This window comes from Pseudomonas sp. SWRI22, from assembly GCF_014268395.2.
Taxonomy (GTDB): domain Bacteria; phylum Pseudomonadota; class Gammaproteobacteria; order Pseudomonadales; family Pseudomonadaceae; genus Aquipseudomonas; species Aquipseudomonas paracarnis.
Window position 1 is genome coordinate 3,440,453 of sequence record NZ_JABWQK020000001.1, and the last position, 26,077, is coordinate 3,466,529.

At 59.6% G+C, this 26,077-nt stretch carries 22 protein-coding genes; 4 read left to right on the top strand and 18 right to left on the bottom strand.

What is annotated here, in order from left to right; all coding sequences use genetic code 11:
* Positions 1-115: 115 nt before the first annotated feature.
* The 14 genes from nuoF to HU730_RS15200 form a co-directional block, all read right to left on the bottom strand.
* Positions 116-1,471, bottom strand: coding sequence for an NADH-quinone oxidoreductase subunit NuoF (nuoF, locus tag HU730_RS15135; protein ID WP_032896666.1), 1,356 nt, complete (start codon positions 1,469-1,471; stop codon positions 116-118).
* Positions 1,468-1,965: an NADH-quinone oxidoreductase subunit NuoE gene (gene nuoE / locus HU730_RS15140; RefSeq protein ID WP_056861694.1), complete on the bottom strand. Its 498-nt coding sequence runs from the start codon at positions 1,963-1,965 to the stop codon at positions 1,468-1,470. The genes nuoF and nuoE overlap by 4 nt, the downstream gene beginning before the upstream one ends.
* Before the next feature lie 2 nt (positions 1,966-1,967).
* A complete protein-coding gene (nuoC, locus tag HU730_RS15145; protein ID WP_003192111.1) occupies positions 1,968-3,752 on the bottom strand; it encodes an NADH-quinone oxidoreductase subunit C/D in 1,785 nt (594 codons plus the stop codon).
* A gap of 72 nt (positions 3,753-3,824) precedes the next feature.
* Entirely contained in the window at positions 3,825-4,499 is a 675-nt protein-coding gene (locus tag HU730_RS15150) for an NADH-quinone oxidoreductase subunit B (RefSeq protein WP_003174719.1), read from the bottom strand.
* A gap of 10 nt (positions 4,500-4,509) precedes the next feature.
* The gene (locus HU730_RS15155) at positions 4,510-4,923 is read right to left on the bottom strand and encodes an NADH-quinone oxidoreductase subunit A (protein ID WP_003192109.1); all 414 of its coding nucleotides are present in this window, start codon (positions 4,921-4,923) and stop codon (positions 4,510-4,512) included.
* 642 nt (positions 4,924-5,565) lie between these two features.
* Complete coding sequence (gene aceA / locus HU730_RS15160; RefSeq protein WP_003174717.1) at positions 5,566-6,891, bottom strand: isocitrate lyase; 1,326 nt, start codon at positions 6,889-6,891, stop codon at positions 5,566-5,568.
* 493 nt (positions 6,892-7,384) lie between these two features.
* On the bottom strand, positions 7,385-8,122 hold the full coding sequence (locus HU730_RS15165; RefSeq protein WP_014718909.1) for a secretin N-terminal domain-containing protein: 738 nt from the start codon (positions 8,120-8,122) through the stop codon (positions 7,385-7,387).
* A gap of 227 nt (positions 8,123-8,349) precedes the next feature.
* The gene (locus HU730_RS15170; RefSeq protein ID WP_003192105.1) at positions 8,350-8,772 is read right to left on the bottom strand and encodes a GNAT family N-acetyltransferase; all 423 of its coding nucleotides are present in this window, start codon (positions 8,770-8,772) and stop codon (positions 8,350-8,352) included.
* Entirely contained in the window at positions 8,765-9,931 is a 1,167-nt protein-coding gene (locus tag HU730_RS15175) for a cupin domain-containing protein (RefSeq protein ID WP_014718907.1), read from the bottom strand. The genes HU730_RS15170 and HU730_RS15175 overlap by 8 nt, the downstream gene beginning before the upstream one ends.
* A gap of 84 nt (positions 9,932-10,015) precedes the next feature.
* Positions 10,016-11,386, bottom strand: coding sequence for an adenylosuccinate lyase (purB, locus tag HU730_RS15180; protein WP_014718906.1), 1,371 nt, complete (start codon positions 11,384-11,386; stop codon positions 10,016-10,018).
* A 125-nt stretch (positions 11,387-11,511) separates the two neighbouring features.
* Positions 11,512-12,135, bottom strand: a complete 624-nt coding sequence (hflD, locus tag HU730_RS15185; RefSeq protein WP_003192101.1) for a high frequency lysogenization protein HflD — start codon at positions 12,133-12,135, stop codon at positions 11,512-11,514.
* On the bottom strand, positions 12,132-13,256 hold the full coding sequence (gene mnmA / locus HU730_RS15190) for a tRNA 2-thiouridine(34) synthase MnmA (protein WP_106117764.1): 1,125 nt from the start codon (positions 13,254-13,256) through the stop codon (positions 12,132-12,134). Before mnmA ends, hflD begins: the two co-directional genes overlap by 4 nt.
* A gap of 59 nt (positions 13,257-13,315) precedes the next feature.
* A complete protein-coding gene (locus HU730_RS15195; RefSeq protein WP_106117763.1) occupies positions 13,316-13,762 on the bottom strand; it encodes an NUDIX hydrolase in 447 nt (148 codons plus the stop codon).
* A gap of 204 nt (positions 13,763-13,966) precedes the next feature.
* Positions 13,967-16,192 (bottom strand): NADP-dependent isocitrate dehydrogenase, encoded by a 2,226-nt coding sequence (locus HU730_RS15200; RefSeq protein ID WP_106117762.1) that lies wholly within the window; start codon positions 16,190-16,192, stop codon positions 13,967-13,969.
* A 483-nt stretch (positions 16,193-16,675) separates the two neighbouring features.
* On the opposite strand from HU730_RS15200, the gene icd reads away from it, so the two are divergent.
* Positions 16,676-17,932 carry an NADP-dependent isocitrate dehydrogenase gene (gene icd / locus HU730_RS15205; RefSeq protein ID WP_034128148.1) on the top strand — a complete coding sequence of 419 codons (1,257 nt, stop codon included), beginning with the start codon at positions 16,676-16,678 and terminating at the stop codon, positions 17,930-17,932.
* A 74-nt stretch (positions 17,933-18,006) separates the two neighbouring features.
* Here the strand turns inward: icd and cspD are convergent, their stop codons facing one another.
* Positions 18,007-18,282 carry a cold shock domain-containing protein CspD gene (cspD, locus tag HU730_RS15210; protein ID WP_034128147.1) on the bottom strand — a complete coding sequence of 92 codons (276 nt, stop codon included), beginning with the start codon at positions 18,280-18,282 and terminating at the stop codon, positions 18,007-18,009.
* 225 nt (positions 18,283-18,507) lie between these two features.
* Here cspD and clpS point away from each other — a divergent pair, with 225 nt between their 5' ends.
* Positions 18,508-18,876, top strand: coding sequence for an ATP-dependent Clp protease adapter ClpS (clpS, locus tag HU730_RS15215; RefSeq protein WP_005789091.1), 369 nt, complete (start codon positions 18,508-18,510; stop codon positions 18,874-18,876).
* A gap of 29 nt (positions 18,877-18,905) precedes the next feature.
* Complete coding sequence (clpA, locus tag HU730_RS15220) at positions 18,906-21,176, top strand: ATP-dependent Clp protease ATP-binding subunit ClpA (protein ID WP_003192090.1); 2,271 nt, start codon at positions 18,906-18,908, stop codon at positions 21,174-21,176.
* Positions 21,177-21,420: 244 nt separating this feature from the next.
* Here clpA and infA read toward each other — a convergent pair whose 3' ends face one another.
* The 3 genes from infA to aat all read right to left on the bottom strand — a co-directional run bounded on the left by infA (position 21,421) and on the right by aat (position 23,184).
* The gene (gene infA, locus HU730_RS15225; RefSeq protein ID WP_002553999.1) at positions 21,421-21,639 is read right to left on the bottom strand and encodes a translation initiation factor IF-1; all 219 of its coding nucleotides are present in this window, start codon (positions 21,637-21,639) and stop codon (positions 21,421-21,423) included.
* 100 nt (positions 21,640-21,739) lie between these two features.
* The gene (locus HU730_RS15230) at positions 21,740-22,447 is read right to left on the bottom strand and encodes an arginyltransferase (protein ID WP_003192088.1); all 708 of its coding nucleotides are present in this window, start codon (positions 22,445-22,447) and stop codon (positions 21,740-21,742) included.
* A 56-nt stretch (positions 22,448-22,503) separates the two neighbouring features.
* Entirely contained in the window at positions 22,504-23,184 is a 681-nt protein-coding gene (gene aat / locus HU730_RS15235; protein ID WP_054899047.1) for a leucyl/phenylalanyl-tRNA--protein transferase, read from the bottom strand.
* 476 nt (positions 23,185-23,660) lie between these two features.
* Here aat and ftsK point away from each other — a divergent pair, with 476 nt between their 5' ends.
* Entirely contained in the window at positions 23,661-26,069 is a 2,409-nt protein-coding gene (gene ftsK, locus HU730_RS15240; protein WP_032896677.1) for a DNA translocase FtsK, read from the top strand.
* Positions 26,070-26,077: the final 8 nt, after the last annotated feature.

A 26,077-nucleotide genomic window follows, 5' to 3' on the forward strand; every position in this document is an offset into this window, starting at 1 on the left:
CCCATTGTCAGCGGGCGTGGCTAATGGAATCTTGTTATTCATGTGCATCTACACAGCCTTTGCGGCGTCAGCACATGAGCAGGCAAAGGGCACGGACCCTTCGCCTGTTTAAGCGTTACGCGCCGACTACGATCGGCTTTGCCAGAGGCGGGACGGCGGCGCTGGTGGGCGCGATGCCGGCTTCGAACTCCGAGCGGAAGTATTTGATTGCGCTGCCCAATGGCTCCACGGCGCCCGGTGCGTGAGCACAGAAAGTCTTGCCTGGGCCGAGGAAACCGACCAGGCCCAGCAGGGTTTCGATATCACCCTCGCGGCCTTCGCCATTTTCCAGGGCCATCAGCAGCTTGACGCTCCACGGCAAACCGTCGCGGCAGGGGGTGCAGAAACCGCAGGACTCGCGGGCGAAGAACTGCTCCATGTTGCGCAGCAACGAGACCATGTTCACCGTGTTGTCCACCGCCATCGCCAGGCCGGTACCCATGCGGGTGCCCACCTTGCCGATGCCGCCGGCATACATTTGTGCATCCAGATGCTCAGGGAGCAGGAAACCGGTGCCGGCGCCACCTGGCTGCCAGGCTTTCAAGGTGTAGCCGTCGCGCATGCCGCCGGCGTAGTCCTCGAACAGCTCGCGCGCGGTCACGCCAAACGGCAGTTCCCACAGGCCAGGGTTCTTGACCTTGCCGGAGAAACCCATGAGCTTGGTGCCCATGTCTTCGCTGCCCTCGCGAGCCAAGGATTTGTACCAGTCCACGCCGTCGGCGATGATCGCCGGCACGTTGCACAGGGTCTCGACGTTGTTCACGCAAGTCGGCTTGCCCCACACGCCCACGGCGGCAGGGAAGGGCGGCTTGGAACGCGGGTTGGCGCGGCGGCCTTCGAGGGAGTTGATCAGTGCGGTTTCTTCACCGCAGATATAACGCCCGGCGCCGGTGTGCACGAACAGTTCGAAGTCGAAACCGGAACCGAGGATGTTCTTGCCCAGCAGGCCGGCGGCCTTGGCTTCTTCCACGGCACGGTTGAGGTGCTTGGCGGCGGTGGTGTACTCGCCACGCAGGAAGATATAGCCACGGTAGGTCTTGAGCGCACGGGCACTGATCAACATGCCTTCGATCAGCAGATGGGGCAGTTGCTCCATCAGCATGCGGTCTTTCCAGGTGTTGGGCTCCATTTCATCCGCGTTGCACAGCAGGTAGCGGATATTGATGGATTCGTCTTTGGGCATCAGGCCCCACTTCACGCCGGTGGGGAAGCCCGCACCGCCGCGGCCCTTGAGGCCGGCGTCCTTCACGGTCTGGACGATATCGTCCTGGGCCATGTCGGCGAAGGCTTTGCGCGCGGCGGCATAACCGTTCTTGGCCTGGTACTCGTCGAGCCATACCGGCTCGCCGTCGTCACGCAGGCGCCAGGTGAGGGGGTGAGTCTCGGCCGAACGCTTGATCAGGTTTGCCGGGCCGAAGGAAGTCAGGGTCATGGGTAGCCCTCGAGCAATTGGGTCACGCCAGCAGGCTGCACGTCACCGAATGTGTCGTCGTCGATCATCAACGCCGGCGCCTTGTCGCAGTTGCCGAGGCAGCACACCGGCAGCAGGGTGAAGCGGCCATCGGCGGTGGTCTGGCCGAGGCCGATGCCCAGTTTGTTCTGAATCTCGCTGACCACCGATTCGTGGCCGCCGATGTAGCAGACCATGCTGTCGCACACGCGAATGATGTGACGGCCCACCGGCTGGCGGAAGATCTGGCTGTAGAACGTGGCCACGCCTTCAACGTCGCTGGCGGGAATGCCGAGGATCTCGCCGATGGCGTAGAGGGCGCCGTCGGGCACCCAGCCACGTTCTTTCTGGACGATCTTCAGGGCTTCGATAGACGCCGCGCGCGGGTCTTCGTAGTGATGCAGCTCGTGCTCGATGGCCGAGCGCTCGGTTTCACTCAAGGTGAAACGGTCTGTCTGGATAAGCGTGCTGTTCATGCTTAGCGGTCCACGTCGGCCATAACGAAATCGATACTACCCAGGTACGCAATCAAGTCCGCGACCATCTCGCCTTTGATCACCGAAGGGATCTGCTGCAAGTGGGCAAAACTTGGGGTACGAATCCGGGTGCGGTAGCTCATGGTGCCGCCATCGCTCGTCAGGTAATAACTGTTGATACCCTTGGTCGCTTCGATCATCTGGAAGGATTCGTTGGCCGGCATCACCGGGCCCCACGAAACCTGCAGGAAGTGCGTGATCAGCGTTTCGATGTGTTGCAGCGTGCGCTCTTTGGGCGGCGGCGTGGTCAGCGGGTGATCCGCCTTGTACGGGCCGGCCGGCATGTTGCGCATGCACTGCTCGATGATCTTCAGGCTCTGGCGCATTTCTTCGACGCGCACGATGCAACGGTCGTAGGCATCGCCATTGGCCGCCAGCGGTACTTCGAACTCGAAGTTCTCGTAGCCGGAGTACGGGCGCGCTTTACGCAGGTCGAAGTCGCAACCGGTGGAACGCAGGCCGGCACCGGTGACGCCCCATTCCAGGGCCTCTTTGGTGTTGTACTGCGCGACGCCGATGGTGCGGCCTTTGAGGATGCTGTTGTCCAGGGCGGCTTTCTGGTACTCGTCCAGGCGCTTGGGCATCCAGTCGATGAATTCCTTGACCAGGCGTTCCCAGCCGTTCGGCAGGTCGTGGGCCACGCCGCCGATGCGGTACCAGGCCGGGTGCAGACGGAAACCGGTGATGGCTTCGATGACCTTGTAGGCACGCTGACGGTCGGTGAAGGTGAAGAACACCGGCGTCATGGCGCCGACGTCCTGGATATAGGTACCCAGGAACAGCAGGTGGCTGGTGATGCGGAAGAACTCGGCCATCATGATGCGGATGGTGTCGACGCGGTCCGGTACCTTGATACCGGCCAGCTTCTCGACCGAGAGCACGTACGGCAGGTTGTTCATCACGCCGCCGAGGTAGTCGATACGGTCGGTGTACGGGATGAAGCTGTGCCAGGACTGGCGCTCGGCCATCTTCTCGGCGCCACGGTGGTGGTAGCCGATGTCCGGGACGCAGTCGACGATCTCTTCGCCGTCCAGTTGCAGGATGATACGGAAGGCACCGTGAGCCGAAGGGTGGTTCGGGCCCAGGTTGAGGAACATGTAGTCCTCGTTGGTGCCGGAACGCTTCATGCCCCAGTCTTCGGGGCGGAAGCGCGCCGCCTCTTCTTCTAGCTGCTGCTTGGCCAGGTTGAGGCTGAACGGGTCGAATTCGGTGGCGCGGGCAGGGAAGTCCTTGCGCAGCGGGTGACCTTCCCAGGTCGGCGGCATCATGATGCGCGTCAGGTGCGGGTGGCCCGGGAAGTCGATACCGAACATGTCCCAGACTTCACGCTCGTACCAGCTGGCGTTCGGCCAGATACCGGTGACGGTCGGGATGCTCAGGTCGCTCTCGCTCAGCGCGACCTTGATCATCACATCGCTGTTACGTTCCAGCGACATCAGGTGGTAGAACACGGTGAAATCGGCGCCGCTCGGCAGGCCCTGGCGCTTGGTGCGCAGACGCTCGTCCACGCCATGCAGGTCATAGAGCATGACGTACGGCTTGGGCAGGTTGCGCAGGAAGGTCAGGACTTCGACGAGCCTGGCACGCGCCACCCACAGCACCGGCATACCGGTGCGTGTGGCCTGGGCGGTGAAGGCGTCAGGGCCAAAACGGTTATTGAGTTCGACAACCACATCCTGGTCGTCTGCCTTGTAAGGCGGGATGTACAGAGCACTGCCTGTAGTCATGGTTTTTTATCGCTTTCGGTCAACGTAAAGAATGAAGCCAGGTTTTCGTTCTATAAAAGAAGCGGTGCTGGATCAGACTTCGTCGGGGCTGCGCAGGTTGGTGACTGCGATTCGCTGTTCGCGGCGCTGTTCCTTTTGAGACGGCATCTCGGCGCGATAAACGCCTTGATCACCGACCACCCAGGACAGTGGGCGACGCTCCTTGCCAATCGATTCCTGCAACAGCATCAAGCCTTGCAGGAACGCTTCGGGACGGGGCGGGCAGCCAGGCACGTAGACGTCCACGGGCAGGAACTTGTCCACGCCTTGAACGACCGAGTAGATGTCGTACATGCCACCGGAGTTGGCGCACGAACCCATGGAGATAACCCATTTCGGCTCGAGCATTTGCTCATAGAGACGCTGGATGATCGGCGCCATCTTGATGAAGCAGGTACCGGCGATAACCATGAAATCCGCCTGGCGCGGCGAGGCCCGGATAACTTCGGCGCCGAAGCGCGCGATGTCGTGGGGCGCCGTGAAGGCGGTGGTCATTTCCACGTAGCAGCACGAAAGGCCGAAGTTGTACGGCCACAGGGAGTTTTTACGCCCCCAGTTGACCGCGCCACTCAGCACGTCTTCCAGCTTGCCCATGTAGATGTTTTTGTGGACTTGGTCTTCTAACGGGTCGGAAACGGTTTCCCGTTCGCCGATAGGGTACTGCTCGTTAGGAGCATCCGGGTCGATCCTGGTGAGATTGTATTGCATTGCCAAAGCCTCATTGTTTCAGCTTCGCTTGCCGCTTGCGACGAGCTTCCGGAGCCCAGTCAAGGGCGCCCACTCGGAACAGGTAGACAAGACCTGCCAACAGAATTGCTATGAAAACGAGAGCTTCGACGAATCCGGTCCAGCCGCTTTCGCGGACGGACACAGACCATGCAAAGAGAAAGAGGGCTTCGATATCGAAGATCACGAACAACATCGCGACCAGATAGAATTTGGCTGAGAGCCGCAAGCGGGCGCCACCTGTAGGCAGCATGCCGGATTCGAACGGTTCGTTTTTGCTGCGGCCCCAGGCTTTTGACCCGAGGAGGCTGGACACGCCGAGCATGAAGGCGCAAAGGCCTACAACACCGAGAAGGAAAATGGCAAAGCCCCAGTTGTGGGCCATGAGTCCTGTCGCGTCGGTCATGCTGGAAATCCTTAACAGAGAGCAAAGGTCTCTGAGCTCGAAAAAGTAACGATGCAGTGACGATATGTCGCACTGCAATCAATCGCGGTGATTTTATGGCTAAACACCGGGCAAGTAAAATTCCCAGGGCGAAATTATTCGGTGGAATAAGCACATAGTGCACCTTCTTGGGGCTGTAGCCCTTGTGGTGTGGGCATTAGCGGGCTTTTCATCAATTATGTTTTGTTTAAGCTGTAACGAAGTTTTCGGGTGCCAAATGATAATGAATATTGTTTGCGAGGGGTGTAAGCGAGTGTTTCTCATGTGGCGCGGGAAGTTACCGTTACTTGCTTGAGTGTCGCTTAGTTGTCGCAACGGTTCTTTTAACCGATCGGATGTGCGCGGATACCGCTCTGGATCAATGTTTTTAGCAAAAAACTATGGATAGGGCGCGGTCAATGTGGGAGCTGGCTTGCCTGCGATGGCGGCGGATCAGCTGAAACACCTGCCTCTGACCCACCGCCATCGCAGGCAAGCCAGCTCCCACCATTGATTTTCGGTGATTCCTAGGCAAAAAAACGCCCCGAACCAGTCGGGGCGTGATTGTTGCGCGGCACTGCGGTTAGGTCTTCCGTGGGGCCGCAGTGGCCGTGTACGCGGTACTTAGTGGAACTGCTCTTCTTCGGTCGAACCGGTCAGCGCGGTCACGGACGAGGTGCCGCCCTGGATCACGGTGGTCATGTCGTCGAAGTAACCGGTGCCCACTTCCTGCTGGTGCGCCACGAAGGTGTAGCCTTTGGCGGCGTCAGCGAATTCCTGCTCCTGCAGCTTCACGTAGGCTGTCATGTCGTTGCGGGCGTAGTCGTGCGCCAGGTTGAACATGCTGTGCCACATGTTGTGAATGCCGGCCAGGGTGATGAACTGGTGCTTGTAGCCCATTGCCGACAGTTCGCGCTGGAACTTGGCGATGGTCGCGTCGTCCAGGTTCTTCTTCCAGTTGAAGGAAGGCGAGCAGTTGTAGGACAGCAGTTGGTCCGGGTATTCCTTCTTGATCGCTTCGGCGAAGCGACGGGCTTCGTCCAGGTCCGGCTTGGCGGTTTCGCACCAGATCAGGTCGGCGTACGGCGCGTAGGCCAGGCCGCGGGCGATTGCCTGGTCGAGGCCGGCGCGCACTTTATAGAAGCCTTCCTGGGTACGCTCGCCGGTAACGAATGGTTGGTCGTACGGGTCGCAGTCCGAGGTCAGCAAGTCTGCCGCGTTGGCGTCGGTACGGGCCAGGATGATGGTCGGTGTGCCGGCAACGTCAGCGGCCAGGCGTGCAGCGGTCAGCTTCTGCACGGCTTCCTGGGTCGGTACCAGTACCTTGCCGCCCATGTGGCCGCATTTCTTCACTGACGCAAGCTGGTCTTCGAAGTGCACGCCGGCAGCGCCTGCTTCGATCATGCTCTTCATCAGCTCGTAGGCGTTGAGTACGCCGCCGAAACCGGCCTCGGCATCAGCCACGATTGGCGCGAAGTAGTCGATGTAGCCTTCATCGCCTGGGTTCTTGCCGGCTTTCCACTGGATCTGGTCGGCACGACGGAACGAGTTGTTGATGCGCTTGACCACGGTTGGCACCGAGTCCACCGGGTACAGCGATTGGTCGGGGTACATGGATTCAGCGGAGTTGTTGTCCGCTGCCACTTGCCAGCCGGACAGGTAGATCGCCTGGATACCGGCTTTTACCTGCTGGACTGCCTGGCCGCCAGTGAGGGCGCCCATGCAGTTGACGAAATCTTTGTCGGGACGGAAAGAAGGTTTGGCACCTTGGGTGACCAGGTTCCACAGCTTCTCGGCGCCGAGTTTTGCAAAGGTGTGCTCAGGTTGGACCGAGCCACGCAGGCGGACGACGTCAGCAGCGGAATAAGCGCGGGTCACGCCTTTCCAGCGTGGGTTTTCAGCCCAGTCTTTTTCAAGGGCTGCAATTTGCTGTTCGCGTGTCAGTGCCATGGGGAAAAACCTCGTCGCGTCTTGTTTGAAGTATCCGTTTGCCAGCCCGGCATTCGTTGCCTGGGTAGGGTTGCTCGCTGACCAGAAGCTTTGGTGTTCAAGTCAAATCTGACGGAGGTAGGCGACGGTATGAACGATGGGGCTCAAGGGGGAGTTGAGCAGGTAAGGGCAAACTGCGAACGGTCTTCGGGCGTCGTGGGCCTTTGTACGATCCATCAGTGTGTAGCCGGGTTACCTGGTTGGCTTCCGTCCCTCGGGACAACTTCGTTCCAGTCGCAACCAACGTCAAACACACCTTGTGGGCGGTACAGACACGAATCGGCTCAGGTGGGTAGCTTAGAGCGGCGATCCGAAGGCCCTTGCCAGGGCCCCTGATTAGCGGGAGCGAGGCCATCATGCCCATGCTTTTTTGGCTCGTCAAATGTTTTGTAGTGCTTTTTTTAAGGCACTACATCTTTAGTCTAATGCGACTTGCCAGTCAGTTTTTGGTGCCTCAGTTCAGGGTGTCGACCTTGACCCGCAAAGTCAGGTCATCGCGGCCCTGAGTAGAGTAGCTGCGGGTTGTAGAGGATTTGTCCGCCTGGGTTTCACGATTGATGCCGGCCAGGGGGATCCATTCGCCCAGGCGGCCGCTGACGGTTGTGTCGGTGCTTTGCACGTTCACTACATCGGGACGTTCCTGGCTCATGCGGTCACGGTTGGTACTGATGGCCAAGTGGACGGTCTCGCCGGTGACGCTGGCGGTCACGTAAAAACCCTGGGTGACGTTGCGATACTGGGTCTGGTTTTGCAGGCGGCCATAGCTATCCTGTTGCGTGGTGGTCAGCGGTACACTCTGGCCGACCTGGATCAGCGCGGGCACGCCTTCGCTGGCCTGGATCTGCTGCACGCCACCGTCGCGGCTGGCAGTGCCGTAGCTGATGATGCGGGTCTGGCTGTCACCGCTGTTCTGTTGGTTGTTCTCGTTGGTATCGACGGTGATCAGCAGGCGTTTGGCCGGTGTATCCAATTGGCCGAGCAGTGCGCGCAAGCCCTCGATCCTGGCGGGCTCAGCGTTAACGATAAGCTGGTTGCCGTAGGCGCTGACGGTGCCGTCCTTGCCAATGAAGTTCTGCGCCACGGGCAGCAGGTCGGCGCTGGTGCGGTTGTTCAGGTTGACGACTTCAGTGGCGGCCATGGCGCAAGCGCTGACGGTCATCACGAGGGCGGTGAGCAGGGTGCGTAGGGACATGTCCGTTATCTCTGCGAGTCATTTGCTTGATAGTGCCAGTTTGTCGGCCTGGTGGGTCGCAAGTTGAATCGTAGACGGCAAAATGCCCTGGCAGGCAGGGCATTTTGTGGTGTTGCTGAAATAGCTATCGCAGGCAAGCCAGCTCCCACACTTGAGCGTATTCCAGGGATGTGCTCGGTCAGCTGTGGGAGCTGGCTTGCCTGCGATAAAGGCGATGCGGGCTTGAATCAGCCCTCGCGCACCATATCCACATGCGGAATCCCGACCTCAAGAAACTCATCGCTGACGATCTTGAAACCCAGTCGCTCATAGAACGGTGCCGCATACACCTGCGCACTCAGGAATTGCCTGGTCTGGCCGCGTTTCACGGCCTCGCCAATTACTGCTTCCATCAGCTTGTCGCCGACTTTCAGTCCGCGCCAGTCCTTGAGCACCGATACCCGACCGATCTCGCCGCTGGGCAGCAATCGAGCGGTGCCAATCGGGAAGTCGCCTTCGTATGCAAGAAAATGCATGGCGCCGGCATCGTCCGCGTCCCACTCCAATTCAGGCGGGACCGATTGTTCAGCGATGAATACCGCTTCACGAATGCGCCGAATCTCGTCGATATCCTTTCGCCAGTCCGCGACACTTACGTGAATTTTATTCATCCGCGAACCCCAGGCTGCCTTGCTTGACCAGTTCGCACAGTAGGTCGCGACCGTCTTCGTCGGCCAGCCACTCGCCCAGGTTTTCGCTGTGCAGTGCATCGGCCGAGCACACCAGCTTCAACAGTTCACGCAGTTTGCCCGGCAGGTAACGGCTCTGGCCGCTGGCGAACAGCAGTACGTCGTCATCCACTTCGGACCAGGCCAGGCGTGCGCTCGGGTTGCGCACCAGGATCGCGCCGTCTTGCAGGCTGTTGATGAAGTCTTCTTCGCCCAACTCTTCACCGGCCACCAGTTCCGGGTAGCGTGGCTCGGTCATGAACTGGCCGAACCAGGTCAGCAGCATGCGCTCATCGCTCATGTGCTCGGCGAGCAGGCCCTTGAGGCGGTCCAGTGCGTCGCCCTGGATCTGGTGTGGGTCGCTGACCGGCTGGGCGTCGGCGTCGGTGTAGCGCTCTTCGTCGGTCAGGTACTGGCTGAGGAAGTCGGTGAAGTGGGTCAGCACTTCAGCGGCGCTCGGTGCACGGAAACCTACGGAATAGGTCATGCAGTCGTCTTCGGCAATACCGAAATGGGCCAGGCGCGGGGGCAGGTAGAGCATGTCGCCCGGTTCGAGCACCCATTCGGCGCTTTCTTCGAATTCGGCGAGGATGCGCAGGTCGGCGTGTTGCAGCAACGGGCTTTCGGAATTGCACATCTGACCGATCTTCCAGTTGCGCTTGCCCTGGGCTTGCAGCAGGAACACATCGTAGTTATCGAAATGCGGACCGACGCTGCCACCCGGCGCGGCGAAGCTGATCATCACATCATCGATACGCCAGCTCGGCAGGAAGCGGAAGTGCTCCAGCAGCTCAGCCACCTCCGGCACGAACTGGTCGACTGCCTGCACCAGCAGGGTCCACTCGCGCTCGGGCAGGGTGCTGAAAGCGTCTTCGGCGAACGGGCCGCGACGCAGTTCCCACGGGCGCTCGCCGTGTTCGATCACCAGGCGCGACTCGACTTCTTCTTCCAGGGCCAGGCCTGCCAGTTCGTCGGCGTCGATCGGGCTTTCGAAGTCAGGGATGGCCTGGCGGATCAGCAGCGGTTTTTTCTGCCAGTAGTCGCGCAGGAATTCCCGTGCCGTGATGCCGCCCAGAAGTTGAAGAGGGATATCAGGATTCATGTGTAACCTATTGAAAAAAAGCACTTTTAAGACAGGAATAAAAACGCCCGGCGCGGCCGGGCGTCTCAAAGGAGCTTGCTTGGATCAGATGCGCTTGGCTTGTTCTACAGCGTTGCCGATGTAGTTGGCCGGGGTGAGCAGTTTCAGCTCGGCCTTGGCTGCGGCTGGCATGTCCAGGCCGTCGATGAAAGTTTGCAGCGCTTCGGGGCTGATGCCCTTGCCGCGCGTCAATTCTTTCAGCTTCTCGTAGGGGTTTTCGATGTTGTAGCGGCGCATCACGGTCTGGATCGGCTCGGCCAATACTTCCCAGCACGCGTCCAGGTCAGCGGCAATTTTCTGCTCGTTGAGCTCCAGCTTGCTGATGCCTTTGAGGCTGGCTTCGTACGCGATCACGCTGTGGGCAAAGCCGACACCGAGGTTGCGCAGTACGGTGGAGTCGGTCAGGTCGCGCTGCCAGCGGGAGATCGGCAACTTGCTGGCCAGGTGCTGGAACAGGGCGTTGGCGATACCCAGGTTGCCTTCGGAGTTTTCGAAGTCGATCGGGTTGACCTTGTGCGGCATGGTCGACGAACCGATTTCGCCTGCAATGGTGCGCTGCTTGAAGTAGCCCAGGGAGATGTAGCCCCAGATATCGCGATCGAAATCGATCAGGATGGTGTTGAAGCGTGCAATCGCGTCGAACAGCTCGGCGATGTAGTCGTGGGGTTCGATCTGCGTGGTGTAGGGGTTGAAGCCCAGGCCCAATTCGTCTTCGATGAAGGCGCGGGCGTTGGCTTCCCAGTCGATCTCAGGGTAGGCCGACAGGTGGGCGTTGTAGTTGCCTACGGCGCCGTTGATCTTGCCCAGCAATGGCACGGCGGCGACTTGGGCGATCTGACGCTCCAGGCGGTACACCACGTTGGCCAGTTCTTTGCCCAGGGTGGTCGGCGAGGCCGGCTGGCCGTGGGTGCGCGACAGCATCGGCACGGCGGCGAAACGGATCGCCAGCTCGCGGATGGCTTCGGCGGTCTGGCGCATCAGCGGCAGCATCACGTCATCACGGCCTTCGCGCAGCATCAGGGCGTGGGACAGGTTGTTGATGTCCTCGCTGGTGCAGGCAAAGTGGATGAACTCGCTGACCTGGGCCAGTTCCGGCAGTTGGGCCGCTTGCTCTTTGAGCAGGTATTCGATGGCTTTGACGTCGTGGTTGGTGGTGCGCTCGATCTCTTTCACACGCTCGGCGTGCTCCAGGGAGAAGTTTTCCGCCAGGGTGTTCAATACAGCGTTGGCCTCGGCGGAAAACGCCGGCACTTCGCTGATGGCGGGGTGAGCGGCCAGGCGCTGGAGCCAGCGCACTTCAACCAGGACACGGGCACGGATCAGGCCGTACTCGCTGAAAATAGGGCGCAGGGCCTGGGTTTTGCCGGCGTAGCGGCCGTCAACAGGGGAAACCGCAGTGAGCGAAGAGAGCTGCATGGGGTGTTCTCGGACAGTCGGGCAACGAAATGGGGCGCGTATCATACATGAAAAAATCCGCCGGTCCGTCGCCAACTGACCGGCGTATTACGCGTAATGGCTTGAAAACAGCCTGCTGGTGCGACTTATTCGTTGCGCATCAACGGGTAAAGCTCTTTGAGCAATTTGCGTCGGCTGATCACCAACTGCCAGCGATGACCGCCCAGTTGGCGCCACAAGCGTGCCGAACGAATACCGGCCAGGAGCAGGGCGCGGATTTTCGACGCGTTGTTGGGTTGTTGCAGGTTGCGCATGTCGCCATGCACCTGGATGCGCTGGCGCAGGGTGCTCAAGGTGTCCTGGTACAGCGCACCACAGGCGGCGATCACGTTTTCGTGGGCCGGGCCGAAGTGTTCTACCTGGGACTGGATCTGCGGCAGGCGCTTGCCGATGGTGTCCAGCAGGTCGTCGCGCTTGGCCAACTGGCGCTCAAGGCCGAGCATCGACAGGGCATAACGTAGCGGCTCGCGCTGCAAAGTACTGGGGTCGCGCTCCAGGGCGCCGATCAGGGCGCGATAGCCTTCACGCAGGGCCAGGTCGTCGCCGCCGTAAACCTCAAGGGTGTCCTTGGGGTCGCGGATCAGCAGGCTGCCGAGCATGCAGGTCAGGCCGGCTTCAGTGACCTGGCCGGTCTTGGCGATCTTGTCCACCAGTACCGCAGCGAGAAAGACACCGCCAAGGGCTGTCAACTGCTCCTGGGTCGGGCTCATGCCGGGTTGCTCCAGGCTTGCGCGACTTCAATCACGCCGCCGCCCAGGCAGATCTCGCCGTCATAGAACACCACGGACTGGCCAGGGGTGACCGCGCGTTGCGGGTCATCGAAGGTGGCACGGTAGCCGGTGGCGGTCTTTTCCAGGGTGCAGGGCTGGTCGCTCTGGCGATAACGCACTTTGGCGGTCAGGCGGCGCGGGGTGCTCAGGTCGATAGGGTTGACCCAATAAATCTCGGAAGCGAGCAGGGCGCCGGAGAACAGCAGCGGGTGCTCGTTGCCCTGGCCGACCACCAGCACGTTGTTTTCCAAGTCTTTGACCAGCACGTACCACGGCTCAACACCTGCGTCTTTCAAGCCGCCGATGCCCAGGCCCTGGCGCTGGCCGATGGTATGGTACATCAGGCCGTGGTGGCGGCCGATCACTTCACCCTCGGTGGTCTTGATCTCGCCCGGTTGCGCCGGCAGGTATTGCTTGAGGAAATCGCTGAAGCGTCGCTCGCCGATAAAGCAGATACCGGTGGAGTCTTTCTTCTTGGCGGTGGCAAGGCCGTGTTTCTCGGCGATCCTGCGTACTTCGGGCTTTTCCAGTTCGCCGACCGGGAATAGAGTCTTGGCGATCTGTTCACCGCCCACGGCGTGCAGGAAGTAGCTCTGGTCCTTGTTCGGGTCCAGGCCCTTGAGCAGTTCGGTGCGCCCATCGATATCGCGACGGCGCACGTAGTGGCCGGTAGCTATCAGGTCGGCGCCGAGCATCATGGCGTAGTCGAGGAAGGCCTTGAACTTGATTTCGCGGTTACACAGGATGTCCGGGTTCGGCGTGCGGCCGGCCTTGTATTCGGCCAGGAAGTGCTCGAACACGTTGTCCCAGTACTCGGCGGCGAAGTTGGCGGTGTGCAGCTTGATGCCGATCTTGTCGCACACGGCCTGGGCGTCCGCGAGGTCGTCCATGGCGGTGCAGTATTCGGTTCCATCGTCTTCTTCCCAGTTCTTCATGAACAGGCCTTCCACCTCATAGCCCTGCTCCATGAGCAGAACGGCGGAAACGGAAGAGTCCACGCCGCCGGACATGCCGACGATGACGCGCTTCTTTTGTGTGTCAGAAGGGGCTGGATCACGCATAGGATTTCAACGGGTGTCTTGAAAAAGGACGCGATTCTAGCAGGCCTGGGCCCGCAAGGCTAAAGAGAAGGGCGGATCAATTCGAGGCTATGCCTGTGGCCGGCCAGATAATCATCGATACAGCGGATGATCAGCTCGCTGCGCCAGTCCTCGCGCAGGGCCATCAGCTCGTTACGGGTCAGCCAGCGGGCGCGCAGGATGCCTTCGTCAAGTTGATATTCCGGGTGGTGTTTCAGTGCCTTGGCGATAAAACAGACCCGTTGGTAGGTCACGCCATTGCTCGGGGCGGTATACAGGTAGATGCCGACGATGCCGGTGGCTTCCACGTCCCAGCCGGTTTCTTCCAGGGTTTCACGCACGGCGGCTTCGGTAAGGGTTTCATCCGGGTCGAGGTGGCCTGCCGGCTGATTGAGCACGGCGCGGCCGCCCTTGAGTTCTTCGACCATCAGGAAGCGGCCGTTGTCTTCGACGATGGTGGCGACGGTGATGTGGGGGAGCCAGGTCATTGCGAACCTCGGTATCTGGAAGGTGGCATGCTCAATGTGGGAGCTGGCTTGCCTGCGATGGCGGTGGGTCAGCTACGCCTGTATGAACTGACAGACTGCAATCGCAGGCAAGCCAGCTCCCACATTGGATTGGGTTTCTTCAATGAAGTCCCTACAAGCAGAAACCCCGGCACTTGGCCGGGGCTTCTTTGCATCCTTACAACCTTACTTCAACTTGGCAATCGCCGCATTGAGCGTGCTGCTCGGGCGCATGGCCTTGCTGGTCAGCTCGGGGTTCGGCGCGTAGTAGCCGCCGATGTCCACTGGCTTGCCCTGTACGGCGTTGAGTTCGGCAACGATGGTTGCTTCGTTCTCAGCCAGGGTTTTGGCCAGTTCGCCAAACTGCGCTTGCAGTGCCGTGTCTTCGGTCTGGGCGGCCAGGGCTTGTGCCCAGTACAGCGCCAGGTAGAAGTGGCTGCCGCGGTTGTCGATGTTGCCGACCTTGCGCGATGGCGACTTGTTGTTGTCCAGGAACTGGCCGGTGGCCTGGTCCAGGGTCTTGGACAGTACCAGGGCTTTCGGGTTGTTGTACGTCACACCCAAATGCTCAAGGGACGCGGCCAGGGCCAGGAACTCGCCCAGGGAATCCCAGCGCAGGAAGTTTTCTTCCAGCAGTTGCTGCACGTGCTTTGGAGCCGAACCGCCAGCGCCGGTTTCGAACAGGCCACCGCCATTCATCAGCGGCACGATCGACAGCATCTTGGCGCTGGTGCCCAGTTCCATGATCGGGAACAGGTCGGTCAGGTAGTCGCGCAGTACGTTGCCGGTCACCGAGATGGTGTCCAGGCCCTTGCGGGTGCGCTCCAGGGTGAACTTCATCGCATCGACCGGGGCCATGATGCGGATGTCCAGGCCTTCGGTGTTGTGGTCTTTCAGGTAAGCCTGAACTTTCTCGACCACTACGCCATCGTGGGCGCGCTGGGGGTCCAGCCAGAAGATGGCCGGGGTGTTGCTGGCGCGGGCACGGTTGACGGCGAGCTTGACCCAGTCCTGGATCGGAGCGTCTTTGGTCTGGCACATGCGGAAGATGTCGCCAGCTTCGACGTTCTGTTCCATCAGCAGGTTGCCCTGGCTGTCGGTGACGCGGACAACGCCGTCAGCCTTGATCTGGAAGGTCTTGTCGTGGGAGCCGTACTCTTCGGCTTTCTTCGCCATCAGGCCAACGTTTGGCACGCTGCCCATGGTGGTTGGGTCGAAGGCGCCATTGGCTTTGCAGTCTTCGATGACCGCCTGGTAGATGGTGGCGTAGCAGCGATCCGGGATCACAGCCTTGGTGTCGTGCAACTGGCCGTCGGTGCCCCACATCTTGCCGGAGTCACGGATCATCGCTGGCATCGAGGCGTCGACGATGACGTCGCTTGGCACGTGCAGGTTGGTGATGCCTTTGTCGGAGTTGACCATCGCCAGGGCAGGGCGAACGGCGTAGACCGCCTGGATGTCGGCTTCGATCTGCGCTTGCTGGTCGGCCGGCAGGGCCTTGATGCGAGCGTACAAGTCGCCGATGCCGTTGTTCAGGTTGAAGCCGATCTGTTCCAGCACGGTCGCGTGCTTGGCCAGGGCGTCTTTATAGAACTCGGCAACGATCTGGCCGAACATGATCGGGTCGGAGACCTTCATCATGGTGGCTTTCAAGTGAACCGACAACAGCACGCCTTGCTTCTTGGCGTCTTCGATTTCAGCGGCGATGAAGCTGCGCAGGGCTTTCTTGCTCAGCACGGCGGTGTCGATGATTTCGCCGGCCTGAACGCTGGTCTTTTCCTTCAGGACGGTGGTGGTGCCGTCCTTTGCGACCAGCGCAATTTTGACCGCGTCAGCTGTTTCGATCTGCACGGCTTTTTCGCTGCCGTAGAAGTCGCCGCTGTTCATGTGGGCAATGTGCGACTTGGAGTCGGCAGCCCAGGCGCCCATCTTGTGCGGGTGCTTGCGTGCATAGTTCTTGACCGACAGCGGTGCGCGACGGTCGGAGTTGCCTTCGCGCAGTACCGGGTTCACGGCGCTGCCCTTGACCTTGTCGTAACGTGCACGGGTTTCTTTTTCCGCGTCGGTGGTTACGGTTTCAGGGTAGTCCGGCAGGGCGTAGCCCTGGGCCTGCAGTTCCTTGATCGCGGCTTGCAGCTGCGGGGTCGAGGCGCTGATGTTGGGAAGCTTGATGATGTTGGCTTCAGGCGTAACGGCCAGGTCGCCCAGTTCGGCGAGGTGGTCCGGGATGGCCTTGGTGCCCAGTTGCTCGGGGAAGCTTGCGAGGATGCGCCCGGCGAGGGAAATGTCGCGGGTTTCCACGGCAATATCAGCGGAAGCGGTGAAGGCCTCTACGATAGGCAGCAGTGAATAGGTGGCGAGGGCTGGGGCTTCGTCGGTGAAGGTGTAGATGATCTTCGAGCGGGTGGGCATATTCGGATTAACTCTCTTCTTTGCTGAAAGCGTGCGCAGAAACTCGAGATGCGCCGGGTAGAGCGCGTTCGTTCAAAGTCATCCATGAGCGAAATGTCGAGGTTTCTTCGCGGTGATGTTGGTTTGCATCAGTCGAGCGTCAAGCGGGTGGGCTATGGTAATAGTCCGGCTTTCTGGCGAAAGGCTACGTTCTAGAGCGGTCCGCCGTCGTGACTCTTTGGTCAGCGGCGGCATTATACATAGGTCGCTATGCTTACGCTGAGCCTTCATACAAAAGGGGGCTCGTCCATTGGTCTAAAGGTCGCAGGTGCGTGGGGTGGTGAGATGTGCTCAAGATTGGCGCTTTTCCCTTTGCTTTCAGGCTTGTAGGCCACCAAATGTGCTGTTTTCGATGCAAATGAGCATGGCGTGAGGTTTCAGTCGCCATTTATCTGGAGTAGGCTCGAACGCAGCCAGATGTTCAATCCATAGATGGAGTTCAGCATGGGATACAAGAAGATTCAGGTTCCGGCAGTCGGCGACAAAATCACCGTCAATGCAGACCATTCTCTCAATGTTCCTGACCAACCGATCATCCCCTACATCGAAGGAGACGGTATTGGCGTCGACATCAGCCCGGTGATGATCAAGGTGGTCGATGCCGCTGTTGAAAAGGCTTACGGCGGCAAGCGCAAAATCTCCTGGATGGAGGTGTACGCTGGTGAAAAGGCCACTCAAGTTTACGACCAGGATACGTGGCTGCCCCAGGAAACCCTGGATGCGGTCAAGGATTACGTGGTGTCCATCAAGGGCCCGCTGACCACGCCGGTCGGTGGCGGCATCCGCTCGCTGAACGTGGCCCTGCGCCAGCAACTTGATCTCTACGTGTGTCTTCGCCCGGTGCGCTGGTTCGAAGGCGTGCCCAGCCCGGTGAAAAAGCCTGGCGACGTGGACATGACCATCTTCCGTGAGAACTCCGAGGATATTTACGCGGGCATCGAATGGAAGGCCGGTTCGCCGGAAGCGATCAAGGTGATCAAGTTCCTCAAGGAAGAAATGGGCGTTACCAAGATCCGTTTCGACCAGGATTGCGGGATTGGCGTCAAGCCGGTCTCCAAAGAGGGTACCAGGCGCCTGGCGCGCAAGGCCCTGCAATATGTGGTGGATAACGACCGCGACTCGCTGACCATCGTGCACAAAGGCAACATCATGAAGTTCACCGAGGGTGCCTTCAAGGAGTGGGCCTATGAGGTGGCGGCTGAAGAGTTCGGTGCGACCTTGCTCGATGGCGGGCCGTGGATGCAGTTCAAGAACCCCAAGACCGGCAAGAATGTGGTGGTTAAAGATGCTATTGCCGACGCCATGCTCCAGCAGATCCTGCTGCGCCCGGCCGAATATGACGTGATCGCCACGCTCAACCTCAATGGTGATTACCTGTCCGACGCCCTGGCGGCGGAAGTGGGCGGTATTGGTATTGCGCCGGGGGCCAACCTGTCGGACACCGTGGCAATGTTTGAAGCCACCCACGGCACTGCGCCTAAATATGCGGGTAAGGATCAGGTCAACCCTGGGTCATTGATCCTGTCTGCGGAAATGATGCTGCGGCATATGGGGTGGGTCGAGGCAGCGGATCTGATCATCAAGGGCACCAATGGCGCGATTTCGGCCAAGACTGTGACCTATGACTTCGAGCGTCTGATGGATGGCGCTACGTTGGTGTCGTCGTCGGGCTTTGGTGACGCGTTGATCAAGCATATGTAAACAGGCACACAAAACCGGCCGCCCTGGTGATTCGGGGTGGCCGGTTTGCTTTCAGTGCTTTGTTCTGTGACTGGTCAGGCCTTCTGCTTTTCTTGTCGTGATTTCTGGCCGGGCGCCGCAACGTTTTCTGCGGCAGGGCTACTAGCGGTGATTCCTTCGATCTTCACCGCATGCAAGCCCTTTGGGCCCTGGGTAATCTCAAAGGAGACCACTTGACCCGCTTTCAGCGTTTTGTACCCATCCATATTGATCGCTGAGAAATGCGCAAAGAGGTCTTCACTCTTTCCGTCTTCATTAATGAAGCCGTAACCCTTGGCATTGTTGAACCACTTGACCTTACCACTAGCCATTCCCTTATCCCTCTGCACCAGACTCCATCACTGGAGTATCATCCTGTCTATCCGTCCTAACCCGAATAAATAAGGTTGACTGCGCGGACCTTTTTTACCCACTGTGGGCTCTATTTGTTGTAACACCGTTTCGCCGATAGTCAAGGTGACCCAAGAGTCAGAGTTGAAATTCTGACAGGTCGCCCCCACCACTGTAATTGAACCACTGACGAACCTTTCTTTCCCATGCATGCAAACAGCCAGATTCGACTAACATTCAATCAGGATCGCCCGGATCAGGAACATGACGACGACGGTTCTGCAGGCATTGCTGTTCAGGAGGCCAAGCCTGCTTTACAGGCGCCGCCGATGTACAAGGTGGTTTTGTTCAATGATGACTACACACCGATGGATTTCGTCGTCGAAGTGCTCGAGGTGTTTTTTAACCTGAACCGCGAGTTGGCGACCAAGGTAATGCTGGCCGTTCACACAGAAGGACGGGCAGTATGTGGAGTGTTTACCCGCGACATCGCCGAGACAAAGGCCATGCAGGTCAACCAGTACGCCAGGGAAAGCCAGCATCCGCTACTCTGTGAAATCGAGAAGGACGGTTAACGCCGACCACTTGGGTATGAGGTGAAGCTATGTTAAACCGCGAGCTCGAAGTCACCCTCAATCTTGCCTTCAAGGAGGCTCGTTCGAAGCGTCATGAATTCATGACCGTCGAACACCTGCTGTTGGCACTTTTGGATAACGAAGCTGCCGCCACCGTTCTACGTGCGTGCGGCGCCAACCTCGACAAGCTCAAGCATGACCTGCAGGAGTTTATCGACTCCACCACACCACTGATCCCCGTGCATGACGAGGACCGCGAAACCCAGCCAACCCTGGGGTTCCAGCGGGTATTGCAGCGTGCTGTGTTCCACGTACAGAGCTCCGGTAAGCGTGAAGTCACGGGCGCGAATGTGCTTGTGGCAATTTTCAGCGAACAGGAAAGCCAGGCCGTGTTCCTGCTCAAGCAGCAGAGCGTTGCCCGTATTGATGTAGTCAATTACATCGCCCACGGTATCTCTAAAGTGCCTGGGCACGGCGATCATTCCGAGGGTGAGCAGGATATGCAGGACGAGGAGGGCGGTGAGTCTTCTTCTTCGAGCAATCCGCTGGATGCCTATGCCAGCAACCTCAATGAAATGGCGCGCCAGGGGCGGATCGATCCGCTGGTGGGGCGTGAGCATGAGGTTGAGCGTGTAGCGCAGATCCTTGCGCGTCGTCGCAAGAACAACCCGTTGCTGGTGGGCGAGGCGGGCGTGGGTAAGACCGCGATTGCCGAAGGCCTGGCCAAGCGCATTGTCGACAACCAGGTGCCAGACCTGCTGGCCAGCAGTGTCGTCTATTCCCTTGACCTGGGCGCGTTGCTCGCCGGGACCAAGTACCGTGGCGATTTCGAGAAACGCTTCAAGGCGTTGCTCGGTGAGTTGAAAAAACGTCCACAGGCCATCCTGTTCATCGACGAGATCCATACCATCATTGGCGCCGGTGCAGCTTCCGGTGGGGTGATGGACGCTTCCAACCTGCTCAAGCCACTGCTGTCCTCGGGTGATATCCGTTGCATTGGTTCGACCACGTTCCAGGAATTCCGCGGCATCTTCGAAAAAGACCGTGCCCTGGCGCGTCGCTTCCAGAAAGTCGACGTGTCCGAGCCGTCGGTTGAAGACACCATCGGTATCCTGCGCGGGCTCAAGGGGCGTTTTGAAGCGCACCATGGCATCGAATACACCGATGAGGCCTTGCGTGCGGCGGCTGAGCTGGCGTCGCGCTACATCAATGACCGGCATATGCCTGACAAGGCCATCGATGTGATCGACGAAGCGGGTGCCTATCAGCGCCTGCAGCCGGTCGAGAAGCGCGTGAAGCGCATCGACGTGCCTCAAGTCGAGGACATCGTGGCCAAGATCGCGCGGATTCCGCCAAAACACGTCACCAGCTCCGACAAGGAGTTGCTGCGTAACCTGGAGCGCGACCTCAAGCTCACTGTGTTTGGCCAGGATGCGGCCATCGACTCGCTGTCCACGGCGATCAAGTTGTCGCGTGCTGGCCTCAAGTCGCCGGACAAGCCAGTCGGTTCGTTCCTGTTCGCAGGCCCGACCGGCGTCGGCAAGACCGAGGCGGCTCGCCAGCTGGCCAAGGCCATGGGCATCGAACTGGTCCGTTTCGACATGTCCGAGTACATGGAGCGCCACACTGTGTCGCGCTTGATCGGTGCGCCTCCGGGCTATGTCGGCTTCGACCAGGGCGGCCTGTTGACCGAGGCGATCACCAAGCAGCCACATTGCGTATTGCTGCTCGATGAAATCGAAAAGGCTCACCCGGAAGTCTTCAACCTGCTATTGCAGGTCATGGATCACGGGACCCTGACCGACAACAACGGGCGCAAGGCAGACTTCCGCAACGTGATCGTGATCATGACCACCAACGCCGGTGCCGAAACCGCGGCGCGGGCTTCGATCGGCTTTACGCATCAGGATCACTCCTCCGATGCCATGGAAGTGATCAAGAAGAGCTTCACGCCGGAGTTCCGCAACCGCCTGGACACCATTATCCAGTTTGGTCGCCTCAGCCATGAGGTCATCAAAAGCGTGGTGGACAAGTTCCTCACCGAGCTTCAAGCGCAGTTGGAAGACAAGCGCGTGCAGCTGGATGTGACGGAAGCGGCCCGCAGTTGGATCGCAGAGGGCGGCTACGATGCGGCAATGGGCGCACGCCCAATGGCGCGTCTGATCCAGGACAAGATCAAGCGGCCACTGGCCGAAGAGATCCTGTTCGGCGAACTCTCCGACCATGGTGGGGTGGTACACATCGACCTGAAGGACGGCGAGCTGACCTTCGAGTTCGAGACCACGGCTGAAATGGCCTGATCGTTAGCTGCAACATTGCAAAAGGCGCCGAAAGGCGCCTTTTTGCTGCCTGAAATACGATTACGAGACAATGACGGTCAACTGTGGGAGCTGGCTTGCCTGCGATGGCGGTCCTTCAGTCGCACATCGTTAACTGGCCCACCGCTATCGCAGGCAAGCCAGCTCCCACACAGTCAAGTGGTGACTGTTAAATCCTGCGCACACAAAAACGCCCGGCATAACCGGGCGTTTTGTATTGACTTGCTTAGCGAGCGCGGTAAGTGATGCGCCCTTTGCTCAAGTCATAGGGCGTCAGCTCGACGCGCACTTTGTCACCGGTAAGAATACGAATGTAGTTCTTGCGCATCTTGCCGGAGATATGCGCGGTTACGACGTGCCCATTTTCCAACTCCACACGAAACATGGTGTTGGGCAGGGTGTCGACGACAGTGCCTTCCATTTCGAAGCTGTCTTCTTTCGACATGCAGTAAAGCCCTCGGTATCCAGTGAATGGCCCGGTGCAACTGCGCCAGGCAAAAGCGGCGTGCATTGTGCCCGAAAAAGGGTGTTCAAGCCAAGGGGTTCTAGTTAAGCGTGACCCATCTTTGATTAATCAGCAGCTCAATGGGCCTATATTGGGTCTTGTAGTTCATCTTTTTGCAGTTCTTGATCCAGTATCCGAGGTACACCGCTTCCAGCTCCAGGCGCAGCGCTTCGCCTATTTGCCATAGGATGGCGAAGCGCCCGAGGCTGCGGCGTTCTTCGGTCGGTTCATAGAAGGTGTACACCGCCGAGAGGCCGTTGGGCAGTAGGTCGGTCACCGCTACGGCCAACAGGCGGCCGTCGAGGCGGAACTCGTAGAAACGCGAAAAAGGCAAGTCACGCACCAGGAATGTGGAAAACTGGTCGCGGCTGGGCGGATACATATCGCCGTCGGCATGACGCTGCTCGATATAGCGTTGGTAGAGATCGAAATATTCTTCGCTGTATTGGGGTTTGGTGGCGTGTACGGTCAGGTCAGCGTTGCGCTTGAGAATGCGTTTCTGATTACGGTCGGGCGAAAACTGCGCAACCGGGATACGCGCAGGCACGCACGCGTTGCAGTTCTGGCAATGGGGGCGATACAGGTGATCGCCGCTGCGCCGGAAGCCCATCTCGGACAGGTCGGCATACACATGCACGTCCATGGGCTGGCTGGGATCGAGGAACAGTGTGGTGGCCTGCTCGTCGGGCAGATAGCTGCATGAGTGGGCTTGAGTGGCATAGAACTTCAAGCGCGCCAGCTCGGTCATGATCAACCCTCGGGATAAGCTTTGAAATAAGTGTAAGCCACGTGCGCGAAAGTCGCCTAGGAAACCCACGGCCCAGCGTTGGGTTGGTCCAGATGTTTATGCAGGAAGTCAGCGAAGACGCTGCGGGGTATGCCGCGGGCACCCAGGCTGTGCAGGTGATCGTTGGGCATCTGGCAATCGATCAGCACAAATCCCCAGGCTTGCAGTTGCCGGGTCAACGTGGCGAAGCCGAATTTGGAGGCGTTGTCGGCGCGGCTGAACATGGACTCGCCAAAAAACAACTGGCCCATCGCCAGGCCATACAGGCCACCTACCAGTTCGCCCTGGTCCCAGACCTCGACGGAATGCGCATAGCCGCGTTGGTGCAGCTCCAGATAAGCCTTCTGGATACCTTCGGTGATCCAGGTGCCATCGGCGTAGGCACGGGGCGCGGCGCAGGCATGGATGACGGCGGCGAAATCCTGGTCGAAGGTCACGGTATAGCGCTGCTGGCGCAATAATTTGCCCAGGCTGCGGGAAACATGCAGCTCGTCGGGGAAAATCACCGTACGCGGGTCTGGCGACCACCAGAGGATAGGCTGGCCTTCGGAGAACCAGGGGAAGCAGCCATGGCGGTAGGCCTGGATCAGTCGTTCGGCCGACAGGTCGCCACCGGCGGCGAGCAGGCCGTTGGGTTCGCGCATGGCCTTGGCCAAGGGAGGGAACGTCAGGGTGTCGCGTTGTAACCAGGTCAGCATGGCATCCAGGCTTAGGGAAGGGGAGGGAAGTGGCAGGTCATGCACCTGCACCGCAAGCGTTGATTATTGACGACCCTGCGCCATGGGGCCAGCCCGAATAGGCGATTGACGAGGATTAGCATGAACGGGTGTTTCTGCAACTCTGTACACAGGGTGTGGTCGTAATCGGGTCTTGCGCATGCCGGCCATTTGCCAAGCTTGCCTGGATTGCTAAATACAGCTCATAAGCCTTTGTCAGCAAAGGCAATGCATGCTCAAATTGTCCGTGCAGTCAGGTGAAGGGCAAGTGTGTGGCATCGCGCACGCAAACCCGTACAATGCGGCCATTGTGGCGTTATCGCCATTTCACCTATCCGTCACCGGGTGTTAAAAGTAGATTCAGCAACATTCGTTCATTTTTCAACTGCTCCGGATAGAGCAGTCGTGTGTAGTCATTCAACAGATGGACGCGCTAAAGGCGCAGGAATAGACCCGTTTTGAAGAAATCCGCCGCAGCACCTAAAGCAGCAGTCGTACCGGCCTGGCGCCAGCACCTGCATTACCGACTCAAGGAAGGCGCACTGATTGCCATCGGTGCGCTGTGCCTGTTCCTGATGATGGCCTTGCTGACCTATGGCAAGGACGATCCGGGCTGGAGCCATAACAGCAAGATCGATGACGTGCAGAATTTCGGCGGCCCTGTAGGTTCCTACAGCGCCGATATCCTCTTCATGATCCTGGGTTACTTCGCCTACATTTTCCCGCTGTTGCTGGCGATCAAGACCTGGCAGATCTTCCGCCAGCGTCACGAGCCGTGGCAGTGGAGCGGCTGGCTGTTCTCCTGGCGCCTGATCGGCCTGGTGTTCCTGGTGCTGTCGGGCGCTGCGCTGGCGCATATCCACTTCCATGCCCCGACCGGTCTGCCGGCGGGCGCGGGCGGGGCCCTGGGTGAAAGCCTTGGCGACCTGGCGCGCAGGACCCTGAATATCCAGGGCAGCACCCTGATGTTCATCGCGCTGTTCCTGTTCGGCCTCACGGTATTCACCGACCTGTCATGGTTCAAGGTGATGGACGTGACCGGCAAGATCACCCTCGACCTGTTCGAATTGTTCCAGGGCGCCGCCAACCGCTGGTGGGCCGCCCGTGTCGAGCGCAAGCAAATGGTGGCGCAGCTGCGTGAGGTCGACACCCGTGTCAACGAGGTGGTGGCCCCAAGCACGCCGGATCGGCGCGAGCAAGCCAAGGTCAAGGAGCGCTTGATCGAGCGCGAGCAGGCCCTGAGCAAGCACATGTCGGACCGTGAAAAGCAGGTGCCGCCCGTGATCGCCCCGGCACCGCCCAAGGCGCCGGAGCCCAGCCATCGCGTGCAAAAAGAGAAGCAGGCACCGCTGTTCATCGACAGCGCCGTCGAAGGCACCTTGCCGCCGATCTCGATTCTGGACCCGGCCGAAAAGAAACAACTCAACTATTCCCCCGAATCCCTGGCGGCCGTCGGCCACCTGCTGGAAATCAAGCTCAAGGAATTCGGCGTCGAAGTGTCGGTGGACTCGATCCATCCGGGCCCGGTGATCACCCGTTACGAAATCCAACCGGCCGCCGGGGTAAAAGTCAGCCGCATTTCCAACCTGGCCAAAGACTTGGCACGTTCCCTGGCCGTGACCAGCGTGCGCGTGGTGGAAGTGATCCCGGGCAAGACCACCGTGGGTATCGAGATTCCCAACGAAGACCGCCAGATCGTGCGCTTCTCCGAAGTGCTGTCGACGCCGGAATACGACAACTTCAAATCGCCGGTCACCCTGGCGCTCGGCCATGACATCGGCGGCAAGCCGGTGATTACCGACCTGGCGAAAATGCCGCACTTGCTGGTAGCCGGTACCACTGGTTCCGGTAAGTCGGTGGGTGTGAACGCCATGATCCTGTCGATCCTGTTCAAGTCCGGGCCGGATGACGCCAAGCTGATCATGATCGACCCGAAGATGCTGGAACTGTCGATCTACGAAGGCATCCCGCACCTGCTGTGCCCGGTGGTCACCGACATGAAGGACGCCGCCAACGCCCTGCGCTGGAGCGTTGCCGAGATGGAGCGCCGCTACAAGCTCATGGCGAAGATGGGCGTGCGTAACCTGTCGGGCTTCAATGCCAAGGTCAAGGAAGCCCAGGACGCCGGCACACCGCTGACCGACCCGCTGTACAAGCGCGAAAGCATTCACGATGAAGCACCACTGCTGACCAAGCTGCCGACCATCGTGGTGGTGGTCGATGAATTTGCCGACATGATGATGATCGTCGGCAAGAAGGTTGAAGAGCTGATCGCCCGCATCGCCCAGAAGGCACGGGCGGCGGGTATCCACTTGATCCTCGCGACACAGCGGCCGTCGGTGGACGTGATCACCGGCCTGATCAAGGCCAACATTCCGACCCGCATGGCGTTCCAGGTCTCCAGCAAGATCGACTCGCGCACCATCATTGACCAGGGTGGCGCCGAGCAACTGCTGGGCCACGGTGACATGCTCTACATGCCGCCGGGCACCAGCCTGCCGATTCGCGTTCACGGCGCCTTTGTTTCCGATGACGAAGTCCACCGTGTGGTCGAAGCCTGGAAACTGCGCGGCGCGCCCGAGTACAACGACGACATCCTCAACGGCGTCGAAGAAGCCGGCAGCGGCTTTGAAAATGGCGGCGGTGGCGGTGATGACGATGCCGAGACCGACGCTTTGTATGACGAAGCCGTGGCCTTCGTACTGGAAAGCCGCCGTGCGTCGATCTCCGCGGTGCAGCGCAAGCTGAAAATCGGCTACAACCGTGCCGCCCGCATGATCGAAGCCATGGAAATGGCCGGCGTCGTGACCGCAATGAACACCAATGGCTCGCGTGAAGTCATCGCCCCCGGGCAGATGCGCGACTGATTCCGCGC

What these genes read in the sequence shown, in the direction of transcription:
- nuoF (WP_032896666.1), bottom strand. Translation starts at nt 1,471, where the DNA reads ATGACCCTGACTTCCTTCGGCCCGGCAAACCTGATCAAGCGTTCGGCC.
- nuoE (WP_056861694.1), bottom strand. Translation starts at nt 1,965, where the DNA reads ATGAACAGCACGCTTATCCAGACAGACCGTTTCACCTTGAGTGAAACC.
- nuoC (WP_003192111.1), bottom strand. Translation starts at nt 3,752, where the DNA reads ATGACTACAGGCAGTGCTCTGTACATCCCGCCTTACAAGGCAGACGAC.
- HU730_RS15150 (WP_003174719.1), bottom strand. Translation starts at nt 4,499, where the DNA reads ATGCAATACAATCTCACCAGGATCGACCCGGATGCTCCTAACGAGCAG.
- HU730_RS15155 (WP_003192109.1), bottom strand. Translation starts at nt 4,923, where the DNA reads ATGACCGACGCGACAGGACTCATGGCCCACAACTGGGGCTTTGCCATT.
- aceA (WP_003174717.1), bottom strand. Translation starts at nt 6,891, where the DNA reads ATGGCACTGACACGCGAACAGCAAATTGCAGCCCTTGAAAAAGACTGG.
- HU730_RS15165 (WP_014718909.1), bottom strand. Translation starts at nt 8,122, where the DNA reads ATGTCCCTACGCACCCTGCTCACCGCCCTCGTGATGACCGTCAGCGCT.
- HU730_RS15170 (WP_003192105.1), bottom strand. Translation starts at nt 8,772, where the DNA reads ATGAATAAAATTCACGTAAGTGTCGCGGACTGGCGAAAGGATATCGAC.
- HU730_RS15175 (WP_014718907.1), bottom strand. Translation starts at nt 9,931, where the DNA reads ATGAATCCTGATATCCCTCTTCAACTTCTGGGCGGCATCACGGCACGG.
- purB (WP_014718906.1), bottom strand. Translation starts at nt 11,386, where the DNA reads ATGCAGCTCTCTTCGCTCACTGCGGTTTCCCCTGTTGACGGCCGCTAC.
- hflD (WP_003192101.1), bottom strand. Translation starts at nt 12,135, where the DNA reads ATGAGCCCGACCCAGGAGCAGTTGACAGCCCTTGGCGGTGTCTTTCTC.
- mnmA (WP_106117764.1), bottom strand. Translation starts at nt 13,256, where the DNA reads ATGCGTGATCCAGCCCCTTCTGACACACAAAAGAAGCGCGTCATCGTC.
- HU730_RS15195 (WP_106117763.1), bottom strand. Translation starts at nt 13,762, where the DNA reads ATGACCTGGCTCCCCCACATCACCGTCGCCACCATCGTCGAAGACAAC.
- HU730_RS15200 (WP_106117762.1), bottom strand. Translation starts at nt 16,192, where the DNA reads ATGCCCACCCGCTCGAAGATCATCTACACCTTCACCGACGAAGCCCCA.
- icd (WP_034128148.1), top strand. Translation starts at nt 16,676, where the DNA reads ATGGGATACAAGAAGATTCAGGTTCCGGCAGTCGGCGACAAAATCACC.
- cspD (WP_034128147.1), bottom strand. Translation starts at nt 18,282, where the DNA reads ATGGCTAGTGGTAAGGTCAAGTGGTTCAACAATGCCAAGGGTTACGGC.
- clpS (WP_005789091.1), top strand. Translation starts at nt 18,508, where the DNA reads ATGCATGCAAACAGCCAGATTCGACTAACATTCAATCAGGATCGCCCG.
- clpA (WP_003192090.1), top strand. Translation starts at nt 18,906, where the DNA reads ATGTTAAACCGCGAGCTCGAAGTCACCCTCAATCTTGCCTTCAAGGAG.
- infA (WP_002553999.1), bottom strand. Translation starts at nt 21,639, where the DNA reads ATGTCGAAAGAAGACAGCTTCGAAATGGAAGGCACTGTCGTCGACACC.
- HU730_RS15230 (WP_003192088.1), bottom strand. Translation starts at nt 22,447, where the DNA reads ATGACCGAGCTGGCGCGCTTGAAGTTCTATGCCACTCAAGCCCACTCA.
- aat (WP_054899047.1), bottom strand. Translation starts at nt 23,184, where the DNA reads ATGCTGACCTGGTTACAACGCGACACCCTGACGTTCCCTCCCTTGGCC.